Source organism: Phyllobacterium sp. 22229, from assembly GCF_052056495.1.
In the GTDB taxonomy this organism is placed as follows: domain Bacteria; phylum Pseudomonadota; class Alphaproteobacteria; order Rhizobiales; family Rhizobiaceae; genus Phyllobacterium; species Phyllobacterium myrsinacearum.
In genome coordinates, this window is the sequence record NZ_JBQEPA010000027.1 from 1 (window position 1) to 16,015 (window position 16,015).

Annotated in this window: 15 protein-coding genes; 6 read left to right on the top strand and 9 right to left on the bottom strand. The window is 58.4% G+C overall.

The features are described 5' to 3' along the window. Nucleotides 1-144: 144 nt before the first annotated feature. The 3 genes from repB to ACTJJ7_RS24645 form a co-directional block, all read right to left on the bottom strand. Nucleotides 145-1,155 carry a plasmid partitioning protein RepB gene (gene repB / locus ACTJJ7_RS24635; RefSeq protein WP_105738155.1) on the bottom strand — a complete coding sequence of 337 codons (1,011 nt, stop codon included), beginning with the start codon at nucleotides 1,153-1,155 and terminating at the stop codon, nucleotides 145-147. 3 nt (nucleotides 1,156-1,158) lie between these two features. Further along, on the bottom strand, nucleotides 1,159-2,358 hold the full coding sequence (gene repA, locus ACTJJ7_RS24640; protein WP_105738157.1) for a plasmid partitioning protein RepA: 1,200 nt from the start codon (nucleotides 2,356-2,358) through the stop codon (nucleotides 1,159-1,161). Between the two features lie 363 nt (nucleotides 2,359-2,721). Further along, complete coding sequence (locus ACTJJ7_RS24645) at nucleotides 2,722-3,555, bottom strand: aldo/keto reductase (protein WP_440969129.1); 834 nt, start codon at nucleotides 3,553-3,555, stop codon at nucleotides 2,722-2,724. Between the two features lie 125 nt (nucleotides 3,556-3,680). On the opposite strand from ACTJJ7_RS24645, the gene ACTJJ7_RS24650 reads away from it, so the two are divergent. Beyond that, nucleotides 3,681-4,592, top strand: coding sequence for a LysR family transcriptional regulator (locus ACTJJ7_RS24650; RefSeq protein ID WP_440969130.1), 912 nt, complete (start codon nucleotides 3,681-3,683; stop codon nucleotides 4,590-4,592). A 52-nt stretch (nucleotides 4,593-4,644) separates the two neighbouring features. On the opposite strand, the gene ACTJJ7_RS24655 is transcribed toward ACTJJ7_RS24650, so the two are convergent. Both ACTJJ7_RS24655 and ACTJJ7_RS24660 read right to left on the bottom strand, forming a co-directional pair. Continuing rightward, nucleotides 4,645-4,995: a VOC family protein gene (locus ACTJJ7_RS24655; protein WP_440969131.1), complete on the bottom strand. Its 351-nt coding sequence runs from the start codon at nucleotides 4,993-4,995 to the stop codon at nucleotides 4,645-4,647. A gap of 30 nt (nucleotides 4,996-5,025) precedes the next feature. Further along, nucleotides 5,026-5,190 carry a hypothetical protein gene (locus ACTJJ7_RS24660; protein ID WP_440969166.1) on the bottom strand — a complete coding sequence of 55 codons (165 nt, stop codon included), beginning with the start codon at nucleotides 5,188-5,190 and terminating at the stop codon, nucleotides 5,026-5,028. Between ACTJJ7_RS24660 and ACTJJ7_RS24665 the strand changes: the two genes are divergently transcribed. Beyond that, nucleotides 5,182-5,550 carry a DUF3592 domain-containing protein gene (locus ACTJJ7_RS24665; RefSeq protein WP_440969165.1) on the top strand — a complete coding sequence of 123 codons (369 nt, stop codon included), beginning with the start codon at nucleotides 5,182-5,184 and terminating at the stop codon, nucleotides 5,548-5,550. The two genes, ACTJJ7_RS24660 and ACTJJ7_RS24665, sit on opposite strands and share 9 nt — an antisense overlap. A gap of 51 nt (nucleotides 5,551-5,601) precedes the next feature. Here the strand turns inward: ACTJJ7_RS24665 and ACTJJ7_RS24670 are convergent, their stop codons facing one another. Then, entirely contained in the window at nucleotides 5,602-8,745 is a 3,144-nt protein-coding gene (locus tag ACTJJ7_RS24670) for an efflux RND transporter permease subunit (protein ID WP_105738166.1), read from the bottom strand. Next, nucleotides 8,742-9,905, bottom strand: a complete 1,164-nt coding sequence (locus ACTJJ7_RS24675) for an efflux RND transporter periplasmic adaptor subunit (protein WP_440969132.1) — start codon at nucleotides 9,903-9,905, stop codon at nucleotides 8,742-8,744. Before ACTJJ7_RS24675 ends, ACTJJ7_RS24670 begins: the two co-directional genes overlap by 4 nt. Nucleotides 9,906-10,117: 212 nt before the next feature. Here ACTJJ7_RS24675 and ACTJJ7_RS24680 point away from each other — a divergent pair, with 212 nt between their 5' ends. The 4 genes from ACTJJ7_RS24680 (at nucleotide 10,118) to ACTJJ7_RS24695 (ending at nucleotide 11,863) form a co-directional block, all read left to right on the top strand. Next, complete coding sequence (locus tag ACTJJ7_RS24680) at nucleotides 10,118-10,786, top strand: TetR family transcriptional regulator (protein ID WP_158531355.1); 669 nt, start codon at nucleotides 10,118-10,120, stop codon at nucleotides 10,784-10,786. 152 nt (nucleotides 10,787-10,938) lie between these two features. Beyond that, nucleotides 10,939-11,121, top strand: a complete 183-nt coding sequence (locus tag ACTJJ7_RS24685) for a hypothetical protein (RefSeq protein ID WP_440969133.1) — start codon at nucleotides 10,939-10,941, stop codon at nucleotides 11,119-11,121. Nucleotides 11,122-11,126: 5 nt separating this feature from the next. After that, nucleotides 11,127-11,420, top strand: a complete 294-nt coding sequence (locus ACTJJ7_RS24690) for a YkgJ family cysteine cluster protein (RefSeq protein ID WP_105738174.1) — start codon at nucleotides 11,127-11,129, stop codon at nucleotides 11,418-11,420. A 146-nt stretch (nucleotides 11,421-11,566) separates the two neighbouring features. Beyond that, complete coding sequence (locus tag ACTJJ7_RS24695; protein WP_440969134.1) at nucleotides 11,567-11,863, top strand: hypothetical protein; 297 nt, start codon at nucleotides 11,567-11,569, stop codon at nucleotides 11,861-11,863. 30 nt (nucleotides 11,864-11,893) lie between these two features. Here the strand turns inward: ACTJJ7_RS24695 and ACTJJ7_RS24700 are convergent, their stop codons facing one another. Both ACTJJ7_RS24700 and ACTJJ7_RS24705 read right to left on the bottom strand, forming a co-directional pair. Next, on the bottom strand, nucleotides 11,894-13,183 hold the full coding sequence (locus ACTJJ7_RS24700) for an Hsp70 family protein (RefSeq protein ID WP_105738178.1): 1,290 nt from the start codon (nucleotides 13,181-13,183) through the stop codon (nucleotides 11,894-11,896). A 134-nt stretch (nucleotides 13,184-13,317) separates the two neighbouring features. Then, nucleotides 13,318-15,891, bottom strand: a complete 2,574-nt coding sequence (locus ACTJJ7_RS24705; protein ID WP_440969135.1) for a DNA translocase FtsK — start codon at nucleotides 15,889-15,891, stop codon at nucleotides 13,318-13,320. Between the last annotated feature and the right edge of the window lie 124 nt (nucleotides 15,892-16,015).

Sequence of the window (16,015 nt, forward strand, 5' to 3'; positions counted from 1 at the left end):
TTCAATAGGCAAAAGAAATCCATCCGCCCAAACGACGCCAATTCTGCTTGACACTGATTCCCGGAAATGCGATTCTCAAGTTACCACACTGTGAGAAGGGCTTCCGCGACGGCAACGTTCGGGAGCTTTTTTCTTTTGCGGTGTCTAGTCTCCTGTTTCCTTCCGGAATTCTTCAAACAAAGTCAGCAGCTTGCGCTCAACAAAAGCACCGAACTGCGCGCCACCCCGTTTGTCGAAAGCGATGTTAAGCGCCGTATCGGTCTCCTTGATCTTCGCCGGAGACGTTCCGTCGGGCGCTGTCCAGGCCGTCACACGCGGCTTGTCTTTGCTGATCTTCAGAAGATCGAAGATAATCTGAAAGCGCGCATCGCTCCTGGCTGCGCGGAAATCCGCATCTTCGACATGTTTGAGGGCCCGCATGCGCTTGGCCCTCTCCTCAACCATATCAGCGATTTCTGCCCACCGCTGCCGTCCAAAGGACGGCGCGGGACCGATCGCTTCGATCAATGGCGATGGCACACGTCGCACGAGGGCAATCATCCGTGACAAAGCGGCTTTATCCACGCCCAGCGACGACATGATCGTCTCGCGGCCAAACCCCTTGGTTTCCAGCTTTGCCGCAAAATAGCAGCGCTCAATGAACGACAAGTCGGTGCGGGCGTTGTTCTCCTGGCCCTGCGAGACGATCAGCTGCTCGTCCGTGAGATCGCGTACAACCGCTTTGACCGTGCCGCCGATTTCCTTGATGGCGGCCAGCCGCCTGTGACCATAGGCAACCTGAAACCGCCCTGCCCTTTCAGGATGCGGGCGCACCAGGATCGGAACCTGTTGGCCGTGTTCGCGGATCTGGTCGACTAGACCGGATTGGTCCTCTGCATCAACGCCGAGACGATCAACGACGAACGAGGCATCAACCAGCGAAGGATCAAGCTCGATGATTGCCTGCCCCTCGGCAAGACGCTTTTCGATTTCTTCGGCGCGCTGCGCCTTGGCGGATATGCCGTCCAGAGACTGGGAGATAGCCCCGACGGGACTTGCCGGGCGCAATGGGCGGTCAAGCCCCAGCAAAGGCCGGCCAAGCGTCGTCCTGACGGGCGCGGCGGCCTCCGGTTCAGCGGTATCCGGTGTCATTTCAAACAGGTTCTTGCGCGCCATGGGTTACTTCCTCCCCCACGTTCTACGGAGTAGTTCTTCGATCTCACCATTGACCAATGTCAGGCTTTCCAGCGCGCGATCATAGGTGCCGCGCGTGAACAGCGACCGGTCAACTTCGTAGAGCGTCTGCTTGGTGAGGCCCGCATCGGATATCGCCGTGGATTTCAGCATCTCATTCTCGAGAACGCGATTGCCGAAAATGGAACGCATGAAGCCCGCCATCTGGTTCTGCGGCCCATCGTTCGGTTCAAAACGCGTCACCAGATAACGCATCCAGTCATACTCGGTCTTGCCGCCTGCATTCTCCACCACGGCAAGCAGATCGCTGGTCATGTGCAGGAACTGCGACATCGACATGACGTCCAGCATCTGCGGATGCACGGTGATCAGGATGGCGGTTGCGGCACACAGCGCCGACAGCGATAGGAAGCCGAGCTGTGGCGGGCAATCGAGGATCACCACGTCATAGGCGGATTCGATATCGGCAAGACATTCACCGATCCGCGAGAAAAACATCGTATCGGGGCGCTTATCCGCCAGAACTTTCGGCGTTTCATGCTCGAATTCCATCAATTCCAGATTGCCCGGAATGATGTGCAGGTTCGGCGTATAGGTTGCACGGACGATTTCGGTGATGTGCCGGCGGTCGGAGCCGTAGCGGATGGCGCCGTACAACGTCTCGTTCTGGTCTACATCGAGTTCGGGCTGATGCCCGAACATGGCGGAAAGCGACGCCTGCGGATCAAGATCAATGGCAAGCACGCGATATCCGCGCAATGCCAGATATTGCGCGAGATGCGCCGACGTTGTCGTCTTGGCACTACCGCCCTTGAAATTCATGATCGAAATGATCTGCAGCTTTTCCCCATCCCGGCGATGCCGCACATATTTGGCCGCACTCTTGCCGTTTGCATCGAGCAGACGCCGCAGCTCTTCCAGATCGTTGACGGAATAAAGCCTGCGGCCATTGGGTTGCGGCGCAGGACCATGACCATCCGCCACGATCTGGCGCAGATACCCTTCGTGAATGCCGATGAAGTCAGCGGCCTCGGCCGGTGTGAAAAGACGGATCGTCTTCTGCGCTGTGGGCGGGAAAATACGTGATTGATGAGCCTGCAGCTGCCGCGCCAAATCTTCAGCGTCAGATGCGATCAACGACCGCAACGTCGTTGCGGGCACATCTGCCGGGTTCTGATCAAGCATCTCAACCTCTCATCTGCGCATTTTGGTCCAAACTTTAAAAATATGCGCTGATATATAATATGGAGAGATTCTCTTTTTGTGGCAAACGGTTTTAGGTTAACCAACAGTTAAGTGAGCGGATGCCCTGAAGGTGACGGCAGTTGTACACGTACAACCGGTTCCAGAAATGCCCCCAATTCCGGGCCGGCGGGTTGTACGCGTACAACACGGGACAATTGCAGTATTGCCTGATGTCCGTAAATGGAATGGAATCATCATTCATCGCATCATAGCAGGTATCGGGCAATTCACCTCCCTGCGAAGGTGCTAGGAGTGAATTGCCGTTTATCCCATTGCGCGCGGCTTGCCTGCGTGCGGTCTTACTTATGCAGACTTGTCCCATAACGGGGCCAGGCCGCCGGGACTGACGATGCGGCCATCCGTGCGTGCAAGTCCATGGATCGCCGCCATATCGGCATCGCTGAGCGCAAAGTCGAAAATGGCAAAATTCTCGGCGGCGCGCGCTTCGCTCACGGTCTTCGACAAGGCAATCACCCCGTTCTGCTGCACCATCCAGCGCAGCACAATTTGGGCAACGGTTTTCCCGTTCCGAGCCGCGATATCCTTAAGCACGGAATCGGCAAACACCGCGCCGTCCGCCATCGCGTAATAACCGGTCACCGACAGGCCAGCCTTTCGCGCCGCATCGATGACAGGCTTTTGATCGAGATAGGGATGATACTCCACCTGATTGGTCACCAGCGGTGCATCGCTCAGCGCCATTGCTTCGGCCATCAGTGCCGTATTGAAGTTGCTCACCCCGATATGGCGCACTTTGTCATTGGCTTTCACTTCGTTCAGGGCGCCGATCTGTTCCGCAAGAGGCACGGCATTGTTCGGCCAGTGCAGCAACAAAAGGTCAACGTAATCGGTCTTCAGTTTCTTCAGGCTCTCATTGACCGATGCAACAAAAGCATCACGCCGATAATGATCCACCCAGACCTTCGTCGTCAGAAACACATCGCCACGTGCAACACCAGAGCTGGCGAGCCCTTCGCCAACCTCGGCCTCGTTCCCATAGATCTGCGCTGTGTCAATGTGTCTAAATCCGAGTTTGAGTGCGTGCGGCACCATGCGCAGGACATCGGCCCCGGGCATGCGGAACGTGCCGAAACCCAAAGCGGGGATGGAAGCGCCATTGGCTGAAACGGAATACATCTTATTCTCCTGTCTTGTTCCACGATTGCTGCCTGACATATGGCGCAAAGCCATTGCTGTTATAATGCGGTAAAATGAGCTATGGTCTGTGAAATGAATTCATATGATCGATCGGACGGTTTTCCATGAACAATCGCGCGGGCGAGATGGAAGTTTTCGTGGAAGCGGTAGAGCGCGGCAGCTTTACCGCTGCCGCCGAACGGCTTGGCCTGTCGCCTTCCGCCATCAGCAAACTGATAACCCGGATTGAAGAGCGTCTCGGCACGCGCCTGCTTGTTCGCTCGACGCGGGCATTGCAGCTGACGCCGGAAGGCGAGGCCTATCATCAGCGTGCGGTGCGCATCATCGCCGAAATCGAGGAGACGGAACGGCTGATGACCTCGGGCGGTGCTGCCGTTCCGCGCGGGCTGTTGCGCGTCAACTCATCGGTCGGTTTTGGGACGCGCTACATTGTTCCCCTGGTGCCGGCTTTCCTGGCGCGTTATCCCGATGTCGAACTGGACCTGTCCCTTTCCGACGGTGTCATCGACATCATCGAGGAGCGCGCCGATGTCGCCATCCGCACCGGCCCCATGCGCGACTCGGGTTTGAAGGCGCGCAAACTGGGCGAAAGCCGCCGCGTGGTCGTGGCTGCGCCGGACTATCTGGCCAAACATGGTGTACCGCAAACGCCCGACGAACTGTCACAGCACAATTGCCTGACGTTCAACTTTCGCCGCAGCATGGATGAATGGGCGTTCCGCTATCCGGGGGAGGAGCGCATACGCCCCATCGCGGTGAAAGGCAACTTCAAGGCCAATAACGGATCGAGTGTGCGCCAGCTGGCGATTGCAGGACTGGGACTGGCGCGGATCGGACAGTTTCACGTGCAGAAAGATCTGGATGCTGGTACACTCGTTCCGGTTCTCGATGAGTATAATCCGGAAGATATCGAGTTTATCCATGCGGTCTTCGCCGGACACGAGCATATGGCTGCCCGTATTCGCGCGTTCATCGACTTTCTAGTGGAAAGTAACCCCGCGGACATGACCGTATAGGAACTATATAGATATAAAATCAAATAGTTAAGTGGTTAACGACAATATCGGCTCAGCCATGTGAAAGGATATTGACGATATTACCAAAGGGATCACGGACATAGAAGCGGCGGACGCCCCATGGCTCATCAGTTATATCGTATGGAATCTCCAGTCCGGCTGTTTTCGCCCGCTGATAGATGACGTCGACATCATCGACCTCGATGGAAAGAGAGGGGAGGGGGGTGCCTGAACCGCCTTCGCTTGCCACGCTTACTTCCGGCCGGGAGGTCACATCAGAGGCGAATGTCAGTATCCACCCGTGATCCATGACCACATCGAGATCGAGCAATTCCTGATAAAATTTCCTGGCAAGTTCAGGATCGGATGCCTTGAGATTCGGCACTATGCGTCGAACTGCCATACTTCCTCCTCTTGAGCACCGGTCTCGGTCTCAGGCCTCCAGGCCTCCATCACCGCTTGATCTATAGGCCAGGGTCGTTAAAACGTCGATATGCGCAGCGCCGGGATTACCAGGTTCATCTTTCTTGTCACAACACTGATCCTCTTCGGGGCCGCCGGTTTTTTCGCAATAAAGACCCATCGTTTCATCGTTCATGCGGCCCGAGCTGAAGGGCGGGTCGTCGAATTGTTGACAGAGCCTTCGAGGGACGGAGGGCATCCGCTGACACGGCCAGTGGTGGAATTCAGAACTGCCGATGGAACCAGGGTCGAGTTCAAGTCGACAAGCGCGTCCTATCCCCCGTCCTTTGCACGCGACGAGATTGTCACCGTCTTCTATGAACAGTCCCAACCGCAATCCGCCGAGATTGATAGTTTCTTCTCATTGTGGGGCGGGGTGGTCATCACCAGCGGGCTCTGCGTGGTCTTTGCCGGATTTACCGCCGCCCTCTATCTTCGCATCAGCTTTGCCGGGAAAAAATCCCGCCGCAAGCGCACATCGCAAGCGAGTTCATAAGCCGCAAAAGAAAAGCCCCCTCGATCCGGAACGGGGAGGGGGCTTCATCTGCTATTCGGCCGGAGCCGGCGCCGGTTGCGTATCGGGCAGGGATGATTTCTTCTTGCCCGGATCTTTCCAGGCGATAAGCCGGTAGAACATCGGAATAAAGAATGTTGCGATGAAGGTCGCCGCCAGCATGCCGCCGATAACGCCCGTACCGATTGCATGACGGCTTGCCGAACCGGCACCTGAACTGATCGCCAGCGGCACAACCCCCAGAATGAAGGCGAGGGAGGTCATGACAATCGGCCGGAAACGCAACCGCGCCGCCTCAATGGCAGCTTCCGCTGCCGAATAGCCTTCCTGGCGTTTCAGGACGGCGAACTCGACAATCAGGATAGCATTCTTTGCCGCAAGGCCGATCAGCGTCACCATGCCGATCTGGAAGTACACATCATTGGTCAAGCCGCGCAGCATGGTTGCACCCAAGGCACCGAAGAGCGCGAAAGGCACCGCCATGATGACCGCCAGCGGCAGGCTCCATTTTTCGTACTGGGCTGCCAGGATCAGGAATACCATGATGATGCCGAAGATCATCGCCTGCGAACCCGTACCGCTCGTCGCCAGTTCCTGGAAGGACGAACCGGTCCAGGCGATCTGGAAGCCTTCGGGCAGCGTTTCCTTGGCCACTTGCTGCATGGCCTTGATGGCATCGCCTGACGTGTATCCCGGCGCCGGATTGCCGGTCACCTTGGCGGCACTGAAGGCATTGAACCGCTCGAGCTGATCCGGGCCAACAATACGCTTGACCGTTACCAGGGCGCTTAACGGGATCATGCTGCCGGAATCCGCGCGCACGAACACCTGGCGCAGATCGTCAGGCGTACGGCGGAAATCCGCTTCCGACTGCAGGTTGACCTGATAGTTGCGGCCATAGAGCGTGAAGTCATTCACATAGAGGCTGCCGAAGGAAGCCTGCATGGCATCGAAGACGGAGTTGATCGGGACATTCAGCGCCTTGGCCTTGTCCCGGTCGAGATCGAGCTGGTACTGCGGCACATTCGGATCGAACGTCGTTCTCACGCTGGTGAGTTCGGGGCGCTTGGATGCGGCCTCGACGATTTTATTTGTGGCGTCGGTCAGCTTGGCCACGTCGCTCCCCGTACGGTTCTGCACGTAAAGCTCGAAACCGCCCGTCGTACTCAATCCCTGAATGGGCGGCGGATTGAATGCCAGCACCATGGCATCCTTGATACCTGCATTCATCCCCATGATCGGCCCCGCCATGTTGCGGGAATCAAGTTCCGGCGTCTTGCGCTGGCTCCAGTCCTTCAAGGTGAGGAAGGTCGTACCCGCATTGGATTTCTGCCCGCCGGAGAGAAGGTCGAAACCGGCGATGGCAAAGACGTTCTCGGCGGCCGGGTGTTTCGCCAGATTCTGCGATGACTGCTCCATGGCTGCTTTGGTTCGCGTCAGGGAAGCCGCAGGCGGCAGAACCGCGACGCTGAGAAGCACACCCTGGTCTTCATCGGGAACAAGCGAACCTGGTATCTTGTAGAACATATAGGCCGTGCCGCCGATCAGGAAGGCAAACAGCGTCAAGCCGATGGCAACCCGTTTGATCAGAAAGCGAACGCCTGACGTATAGCCCGATGCCACCCGGTCAAAAGCCCGGTTGAAGATGCGGAACGGCAGGGCCGGTTCATGATGACCGGGTTTCAGGATCAGGCCGCAGAGTGCCGGCGTCAGCGACAATGCGACAATGCCGGAGATGGTTACCGACATGGCGATGGTAACGGCGAACTGCTTGTACATGGCGCCGGCAAGCCCGCCCATGAAGGAAACAGGCACGAACACCGCGCACAGCACCAGCACGATGGCAACAACCGGGCCGGTGACCTCGCTCATCGCCTTGATCGCAGCCTCGCGCGGCGGCAGCTTTTCCGTCGACATGATGCGTTCGACGTTTTCCAGCACCACAATCGCGTCATCGACCACAATACCGATTGCCAGCACGAGACCGAACAGCGTCAGCAGATTGATGGAGAAGCCAAGCACATACATGCCGGCAAATGTGCCGATGATCGAGATCGGAACGGCAATGACCGGAATAAGCGTGGCGCGCCAGTTCTGCAGGAAGATGAAGACCACGAGCACGACGAGGATAATCGCCTCGATGAAGGTGGTCACGACTTCATCGATCGACGCCTGAATGAATTTGGTCGTGTTGTAGGGGATCGAGTAGTCCATCCCCGTGGGGAAGGCTGTTTTCAGCTCGTCCATGCGGCTGCGCACGGCTTCCATCGTGTTGAGTGCATTGGCGCCCGGCTGCAGATAGACCGCAATGGGAATGGCAGGCGTTCCATTCAGCTTGCTGTCCACCGCATAGCTCTGCGCCCCGAGTTCCACCCGGGCAACATCACCCAAGCGCAGGGTTGCCGCATTGGGCGACGAACGCAGGATGATGTTCTCGAACGCCTTGGCGTCGGGCAGGCGGCCCATGGTCGTGGCCGAATAGGTGAACGCATTGGACTGCGGATCGGGCTGATCCCCGAATTTGCCGGCGGCGAACTGGGAATTCTGTTCGCGAACGGCCGTTGCCACATCCGTGGGGGTCAGATTGTACTGCGCCAGCTTGTCAGGGCGCAGCCAGATGCGCATGGAATAGTTGGGATTGCCGAGAACCTGTGCGTCACCGACACCGGGAATACGCTTCAGATCGTCGACAACGTTCAGCAGCGCGTAATTGCCGATATAGGTGCGGTCATACTGGCCGCCCTCGGAAAACATCGCGACAAGGCCGAGAATGGATGTCGAGCGCTTGGCGACGGTCACACCCTGGCGGGTCACGTCCTGCGGCAGGGTCGATGTCGCGCGCTGCACGCGGTTATTGACGTTGATCGTCGCCTGGTCGGCATTGGTACCCAGCGCAAAGGTTACCGTCAGCTGCATCTGGCCGCTCGCCGAGTTCGTCGACTGCATGTAGAGCATGTTTTCGACGCCGTTGATCTGCTGTTCCAGCGGCGATGCAACGGTCTGTGCGATGGTTTCGGCACTGGCGCCCGGATAATTGGCGCTGACCACCACCTGCGGCGGCGTCAATTCCGGATACTGGGCAATCGGCAGCACCCTTATCGCGACAATACCGGCGAGAACGATGATGATCGAAATGACGGCCGCGAAAACCGGCCGGTCGATGAAGAACCGGTTCATTGGGTCACCAGCGCCTGTTTGACACTGTCAGTCGCCGAAACCAGTTGTCCCGGCTTGACCTTGATGACGCCTTCCGTGACCACACGGTCACCGGCAGCCAGACCGGAAAGCACGATCCAGCCCTTGTTGACCTGCTGGCCAAGATTAAGCGGCCGGACTTCCGCCTTGCCTTCATTGTTCACGATATAGACGAACTGGCCTTTGGGGCCTTGCATCAGGGCGGCTTCGGGAATGACGATCGTATCGTTTACCGTCACGCCCGTCACCGTCGCACGGACGAACTGCCCCGGAAGGAGACGGCGATCCGGATTGTCGATGATCGCACGCACACCCAGCGTGCCGGTTTCCAGATCAAGGCTGCTCGAGGTGAAATCGATGGTTCCAAGATGATTGTAAACCGTTCCGTCGCCAAAGGAGAGTTTGACCGACAGCTTGTTGGCTTCAAGCCCCTTGGCCTTGCGCTCGTCCAGCAGGCGGCGGATTTCCGCCGCTTCCGTATCGGTAAAGGAGAAGTTGATGTAGACCGGATCGGTCTGCGTAATCGATGTCAGCAGGCTGGACGCCGCATCGGTGCCGATGAGACTGCCTTCGGAGACCTGCTCCCGGCTGGTTACGCCGTTGATCGGCGCGGTGACTTTCGTATATTGCAGATTGAGTTCTGCTGTCCTGACCTGCGCCTTTGCCGCCGCAACCGCTGCGGCATTCAAATCACGCGTCGATACCGCCGTATCGCGTGCCGCCGTGCTTTGCACTTTCTGGTCCACCAGCGCCTGCGCCCGATCGGCATCGCGTACGGACTGGGCATATTGCGCCTGGGCCTGCTGCAGCTGGGCTTGAACACGGGCGAGTTCTGCTTCGTAAGGCGCCGGATCGATCTCAAACAGCAGCTCACCGGCTTTCACTTCCGAACCTTCAACGAAATTCCGTTTCAGCAGTATGCCGCCGACGCGGGCACGCACCTGCACGTCACGGTAAGCCGTAATCCGCGCCGCATATTGGTAGGACAGATCCACTTCCTCCGGCTGAACGGCAACCGCCGTCACCTGTGGCGGGGGAGGGGTCTTGCCGCCTGCCTGCTGAGCATTAGCCGGCAAATTGAGTGCCAGCGCCGCGCCTGCAAAAAAAACGAGACCGAGAAAACGGGTACCGAGCAAAGTCATGGGAGGATTCGCTTGTCCGAGGAATATCTGGGTGCATGTACAAACATACATCCGTGATTGTAAATAAACGAAAGCGTGATATTGTGTCGGAAAATAGACCGGACGCGATCACGTTTGGGTTATCGAACCAGCGGTACGAACAACCGCTTGTGCGTGGCTTGATGACGATGTTCCGGCATCCCAGGAGGGATCACCCAAGCGAAGGAGGCGTTATGCGCAGGACCAAAGCTGAGGCAGGAGCAACGCGGGAAGCCATTCTGGATTCCGCGGAGACTGTCTTTTTGGAATATGGTGTCAACCGGTCAACCCTGAACCAGATTGCCGAACATGCCGGCGTGACGCGCGGCGCCATCTACTTCCACTTCAAGGACAAGATCGAACTCTATCAGGACGTCGTCGAGCGTGTGCGATTGCCTCAGGACGATCTTCTCACCAAGGCAATTTATTGCGAGAATGCCAACCCTCTCGATATTGCCCTGGATGCCGGTATCTATTGTCTCGAGAATTTCGCCGGTGATCCGAGAAAGCAACGGGTTTTCACGATCATCACCCAGCGCTGCGAATATGTCGGTGAAATGGCCCAGATCCTGGAGCGGCTGCGCGCGCTCAACGACGAGGTTCATCACATGCTGTTGCGTTTGACGACACGAGCCAAGAAGCGCGGCATGCTGTCGTCCGCCTGGCATCCCGATATTGCAGCGCGAGCCTTGCAAAGCACGATGTCCGGGCTGCTGTTCGAGTGGATGCGGCTCGAGAAGAATTTCGACCTGGTCGCCGCCGGAACGATGACGATGACCGCCATCGTCGACTCCTTCCGCAAGAAGGACGTTCCTGTGGATGCGCCTGTTGTCAGAACCAAGAGGCAGTTGGTGGCGTCCTGATCATCCCATCGTCTCATGCTGCTTCCCCAGATAAATCGGTGCCAAGCCTAGTATCGGCGCCCCATACGGAGTAAACAACGGCTCCCTTCCTGCGCTGTCGGTCTGCTTGGCAATCCGTATCGCTCATCAGGGCGAACACGAGAGGATTAATGATGGCCATCAAGTTTACCGCCAAAGACCCGGCAATCACCGAAAGCCCTGCGCCGGTAAAAGCGGCCAAGTCTGCGAAGATTGAATCGCCCGCCGATGCCCCGGAAGGCGATACTGGATCAGCCGACAGCGATCTGTTCAATGCGGCGCCCAAGACACCGGCACGCAAACGCAAGGGCAAATAAGACGTATGGAGGCAGGCGAGATTTTTGATTGCCAGTCCTGCGGCGCCTGTTGCTGCTACTCATCCCAGTGGCCGCGCTTTTCCACGGAAGACGACGCGCAGCTTGCGCTCATTCCCGCCAAATTTGTCGCCAGCGATGAAAGCGGCATGCGATGCATCGGCGTTCGCTGTTCGGCATTGACCGGTGAAATCGGCAAGACCACGGCTTGCGGCATTTACGCGGTGCGGCCTGAAGTATGCCGCTCCTGCATGCCGGGCGATCCGGAATGCCTCATGGCGCGCCGGGCCCACAATCTCTGAGATAGAGCTGCCCATAATTCCCATCAATAAGATGTGATTCCGATGTGTGCACATCGGTCAAAAACTTGCCCTGATTGCGGCGGTAACTCCGGCGGCCTTTCGAGTTGATTTGTCTGCATTCAATCAAACCTATCCGGAGTATCATCATGCATAGAAGCAATATCGAGCGTGAACCGGAATATGTAAGGGAACGCACCGGAGGACCGCAAAACCTGGGACGGGTCTATCTGCTGAGCCTGGCCCTGTGTGCCGCGCTGATTGCCACAACAGCCGTGGGATATGAATCCGAATGGCCGGATATCATGACCGTAACCGCTTCCACGGCGAATACGGGACTTTACAGGCGGGCGGACAGCAAGACATCCCTGACCTTCTGCGATACCGTCGAGCACTCATCGCAGGCGAACCTCAAACCGGCATCTTGGCGTCGATTTGATATCTGATGCCCGGCCGAAACTGGCGGCGGATGGCCGTCAGGCGGTCCATTGCGGGATGTCGTCGCGTTCGCCAATAAGCGCAAGCCCATGTGCGATGGAGAGCAGTTCGCCGCCCGTCTCGATCCGGTCCTGCGCAAAGCGTTCGGTGAATATGCGCCGCACGGCCGGGACAAATGATGTTCCGCCGGTCAGGAACACTTTGTCAATTTCACCGGCCACCGTGCGGGTGCTTGCAAGAATATCGTCAAGCGCGCCTTCGATGCGTGCGAGGTCACCGGCAATCCATTCCTCGAACTCACTGCGTTTGATGAGCTTGCGGCTGCCGCGGCCGAGCGGTTCGAAATGGAACTCAGCCTCGTCGGCAGTCGACAGAGCCATCTTGGTGGCCGACACGGCCTGATACAGCGGGTAACCCTCATCGTGGTCGACAAGATCGACGAATGTCTCGAGTTTTTCCGGCTCCAGGCTGGACCGCACCAGCTTCTTCAATTCGGAAAACTCCCGGGATGTCTTAAAGATCGAGAGCTGGTTCCACCGTCCAAAATTGGCATAATAGGAGGAGGGGACTTCGAGCGTCTTGTCAAAGCTCTTGAAAAAACTTCCCTTGCCGATCTGCGGCGCAACAATGCTGTCGATCATCCGGTAGTCGAAATGATCGCCGGCAATGCCGACACCGGAATGGCCGATGGGTGTTGCGCTGAGCTTTCCGCCCTTCGTCTCGAAACGAATGAGCGAATAGTCCGTCGTGCCTCCGCCAAAATCCGCCACCAACACAGTGGCATCTGCCTTGAGGTTCTGGGCAAAATAGAATGCCGCAGCTACCGGTTCATAGACATAGTGGATTTCTGGAAAACCGAACCGGGTGAGCGCCTCGTTGTAGCGCGCCGTGGCCAGGGCAGGGTCCGGATTGGCTCCGGCGAAATGCACCGGCCGGCCGGTCACGATGCGTTTGACGTCGGTGGGCCAGTCGTTACCGGCATAGGTCCTCAGCCGGCGCACAAAGATTTCCATCAGGTCTTCAAAGGAATGACGTTTTGCAAAAACCAGGGTGCCCTGAAACAGGGCACTTGCGGCAAATGTCTTGATCGATTGCAGAAAACGGCATTCGCCGGGATTGTCGATGAACTGGCGGATGGCCGCATGCCCGGCCTCGACCTTCAACGCCGCCGCACCGGCGAGGGGATCCTTCATGAAGGATAGCGCCGTGCGCATGCTATCGGCCGTGCCGGTCGCATTGGTGAAGGATAGCGAGCGTGTCTTTGTCCCATCCGCCAATGCCAAAACGGTATTGGTTGTGCCAAAGTCAAAACCCAGCGCCTGAGCCATTGCCGCGCTCCTTTATGCCATGAATGTCAGAAATCGGGACAAAGCCCGTCGAATGGGCCCAGCGCGCCCAAATCAAGGACGCGCGTCATGACATAGCAAACGTGCAGACGCAAGGTGCGTTTTATCCGGACAGGCTATTCCGCGCTATCTGCAGCGCTAAACGGGGCATTGTCCCGGCTATGCGAGAGAATTTCCCGCTTGCCGACATGGTTCGACGGTCCGACAAGCCCTTCCTTTTCCATGCGTTCCACCAGAGATGCAGCCCGGTTGTAACCGATCTGCAGGCGCCGCTGGATATAGGACGTGGAACACTTCTTGTCGCGCATAACCACCTTGACCGCCTGGTCGTAGAGTTCATTGCCGTCTTCCGCCGCAACCGATCCCTTGTCAAAGACGGCACCGCCGGTTTCTGCTTCCGGTTCTTCTTCTTCGCTCTCGTCGGCAGTCACCGTATCGAGATAATCGGGACGACCCTGCGCCTTCAGATGCGCGACGACGCGCTCGACTTCCTCGTCGGAGACGAACGGGCCATGCACGCGGGAAATCCGCCCGCCGCCCGCCATGTGCAGCATATCGCCCTGGCCGAGCAGCTGCTCTGCCCCCTGTTCACCCAGAATCGTGCGGCTGTCGATCTTCGACGTTACCTGGAACGAAATACGGGTCGGGAAGTTCGCCTTGATGGTGCCGGTGATAACATCGACCGATGGACGTTGCGTGGCCATGATCAGGTGGATACCCGCAGCACGGGCCATCTGGGCGAGGCGCTGAATGGCGCCTTCAATGTCCTTGCCCGCCACCATCATCAGGTCGGCCATTTCGTCGACGATGACGACGATATAGGGCATCGGCGTCAGATCCATGATTTCCTGCTCATGAATGGGCTCGCCCGTTCCCTTGTCGAAACCGGTCTGGACGGTGCACATCACCGTCTCGCCCTTTTCCTTGGCAAGCGCAGCGCGGGCGTTGAAGCCATCAATATTGCGCACGCCCAGCTTTGACATCTTCCGGTAGCGGTCTTCCATTTCCCGCACGGCCCACTTCAGTGCCATGACCGCCTTTTTCGGGTCGGTCACAACAGGGGTAAGCAGGTGCGGAATACCGTCATAGATCGACAGTTCAAGCATTTTGGGGTCAACCATGATCAGCCGGCACTCTTCCGGCGTCAGCCGGTAGAGGAGCGACAGGATCATGGTGTTGATCGCAACCGACTTACCCGAACCCGTTGTACCGGCAACCAGCAGATGCGGCATCTTGGCGAGTTCCGCGATAACCGGTTCACCGCCAATGGTCTTGCCAAGGCAGAGCGCCAGCTTGAGCTTGGTGCTCTCAAAATCCGCCGAAGCGATCATTTCGCGGAAGTATACGGTCTCGCGCGTCGCATTCGGCAGTTCAATGCCGATGACATTGCGTCCGGGCACCACCGCCACGCGGGCAGACAAGGCCGACATGGAACGGGCGATATCATCGGCAAGGCCGATAACCCGAGAGGACTTGATGCCGGGTGCCGGCTCGAATTCATACAGCGTCACCACCGGTCCGGGGCGTACATGAATGATCTCGCCGCGGATGCCGAAGTCCTCAAGCACGCTTTCGAGAAGCCCGGCATTCTGTTCCAGCGCTTCCTGCGTAATGATCACTTCCGCACGTTCCGCCGGTTCCTGCAGCAGTGACAGAGGAGGGCGCTCATACATCTCGCCATAGGATTGCACGGCAAGCGGTGCAAGGCGGGCCGGCGTGATCGCGGGCTTTTCCTGGCGCACCGTTACCTGCAGCCGTGACGGTTTTTCTTCAGCGGCCGCTTCTTCCGGCGGTAATGGTGCCACCACAGCGGGAGCAAGGGTCACTTCCTCTTGCACATCAACCACCGGATTCATAATCGCAGCGCTTTCCACGACCGGATCGGCCTGGCGCTGCGGCGTAACGGCTGCAACGGCCGCCGGTACAGCCGGGATTACCGGTGCGGCAGGCAAGGGAGCCGGCGCTGCGGGCACTGTGGTCTCAGCGGCAGCGGCATGCGGCTGCCGCAGTTCGACAACACGGAACAGCGCGGTAATGGCATCGGGTGCGATCTTGCGCATCGTCTTGGCCACGGGGGCGGCTGGGGCGGCTGCAAAACCGCCGGAAAACTCCATCGACTCCCAGAACGCATAATCGGAGAGATAATCGAGCGATCCGGATTTTTGCGGAACAGGCTGCGCACCGGTTGTTTGCAGGCTTGGCCGGGCTTCGCGCGTAACGGGAACGGCCGCTGCATGCGTGACGACGGCCGGCGCATAGTTTGTGACGAATGCCGGAGCGCGCGATAAGCTGGACTGCACCGGGGCAGGGGCCGTGCGAAGAACAGTCGCGCTTGCAACCGGCTTAGCGGCAACCGGAGCGACGGCAGGACCCTTCGGGGCTGGTGCCGGGATGGCCGCCTTTGGCGCGGCAACCGGCCTTTCCGTCCTGGGAGCAGGCGCCGGGGTCGCGCTTTCGGCCCCGTTGCGATGCTTTTGCAGAACGGTATCGGGGGTGCGGGTGAAACGCACATTGGCCGAAAGGGAGAACATCCGCTTTGAAATGGGAGCTGTGGGATCCGTATCCGGCTCAAGCGTGACCGGTGCACGTGCAGGCGCGCGCATCCCGCCGCTGGGCGTGGTTGATGCAGGCGCTTCGATGGAACGCCGCGTGGAGACCGGCTCATAGGGCGAAGCAGCAGGCGTGCGCATGTTTCCCGAACCGTTTGGCACACTATTTCGAGCCGCCTGGGCCGGAGCTGGCGGTTGCACAGCTTCCGGCACGGCGGGCTTTTGCGCCAAGGGAGGCTGCGCAGACGCTGGCGATTCGTGCGCA

Coding starts and splice junctions, on each gene's coding strand:
- ACTJJ7_RS24670 (WP_105738166.1), bottom strand. CDS start 8,745: ATGAACCGGTTCTTCATCGACCGGCCGGTTTTCGCGGCCGTCATTTCG.
- ACTJJ7_RS24680 (WP_158531355.1), top strand. CDS start 10,118: ATGCGCAGGACCAAAGCTGAGGCAGGAGCAACGCGGGAAGCCATTCTG.
- repB (WP_105738155.1), bottom strand. CDS start 1,155: ATGGCGCGCAAGAACCTGTTTGAAATGACACCGGATACCGCTGAACCG.
- ACTJJ7_RS24650 (WP_440969130.1), top strand. CDS start 3,681: ATGAACAATCGCGCGGGCGAGATGGAAGTTTTCGTGGAAGCGGTAGAG.
- ACTJJ7_RS24655 (WP_440969131.1), bottom strand. CDS start 4,995: ATGGCAGTTCGACGCATAGTGCCGAATCTCAAGGCATCCGATCCTGAA.
- ACTJJ7_RS24695 (WP_440969134.1), top strand. CDS start 11,567: ATGCATAGAAGCAATATCGAGCGTGAACCGGAATATGTAAGGGAACGC.
- ACTJJ7_RS24645 (WP_440969129.1), bottom strand. CDS start 3,555: ATGTATTCCGTTTCAGCCAATGGCGCTTCCATCCCCGCTTTGGGTTTC.
- ACTJJ7_RS24675 (WP_440969132.1), bottom strand. CDS start 9,905: ATGACTTTGCTCGGTACCCGTTTTCTCGGTCTCGTTTTTTTTGCAGGC.
- ACTJJ7_RS24690 (WP_105738174.1), top strand. CDS start 11,127: ATGGAGGCAGGCGAGATTTTTGATTGCCAGTCCTGCGGCGCCTGTTGC.
- ACTJJ7_RS24685 (WP_440969133.1), top strand. CDS start 10,939: ATGGCCATCAAGTTTACCGCCAAAGACCCGGCAATCACCGAAAGCCCT.
- ACTJJ7_RS24700 (WP_105738178.1), bottom strand. CDS start 13,183: ATGGCTCAGGCGCTGGGTTTTGACTTTGGCACAACCAATACCGTTTTG.
- ACTJJ7_RS24660 (WP_440969166.1), bottom strand. CDS start 5,190: ATGAACGATGAAACGATGGGTCTTTATTGCGAAAAAACCGGCGGCCCC.
- ACTJJ7_RS24705 (WP_440969135.1), bottom strand. CDS start 15,891: ATGCGCACGCCTGCTGCTTCGCCCTATGAGCCGGTCTCCACGCGGCGT.
- repA (WP_105738157.1), bottom strand. CDS start 2,358: ATGCTTGATCAGAACCCGGCAGATGTGCCCGCAACGACGTTGCGGTCG.